This window comes from Thermococcus sp. 21S9 (assembly GCF_012027635.1).
In the GTDB taxonomy this organism is placed as follows: Archaea; Methanobacteriota_B; Thermococci; order Thermococcales; family Thermococcaceae; genus Thermococcus.
This window is the reverse complement of the sequence record NZ_SNUS01000059.1, coordinates 1-404: the sequence shown is the minus strand read 5'-3', so window position 1 is coordinate 404 and position 404 is coordinate 1. Positions and strand designations below refer to the sequence as shown.

At 38.6% G+C, this 404-nt stretch carries 1 pseudogene; it reads right to left on the bottom strand.

The features are described 5' to 3' along the window. Positions 1-381, bottom strand: a pseudogene (locus tag E3E28_RS10960) (hypothetical protein); the annotation flags it as partial. Between the last annotated feature and the right edge of the window lie 23 nt (positions 382-404).

Sequence of the window (404 nt, the reverse complement as noted above, 5' to 3'; positions counted from 1 at the left end):
CTCTGGGTAAATATCCTTTAGAATCAGTCTAAACCACACATAGAAATAGTCTGAAAGCTCCCCATGTTGGACTGCACCGTAGTATGGTGGATCAATAAAGATTACATCTAAATCATTGTATTTTTGGGTTGCTTCTTCAGCGTCTCCATAGATTACCTCGACTTGGGAATTAGAGTCCTTAACACGTTTAACAAGACCCTTTAATGCTTTTAACATGTTTTCAAATGCCCAATCGGCGCCTCCCTTCTGAGATATCATGTCAAATTCTCCATAGTCCCATGTCCATCCATATGCATGAGTATCAAATGTATGTGCAATAGCACCTTTGGGCCTATTCCACATAGTTAATGTTGAATTATAATCAAGGACCTTCCCAAACATTAACGTTAAATACGTTGTCACTA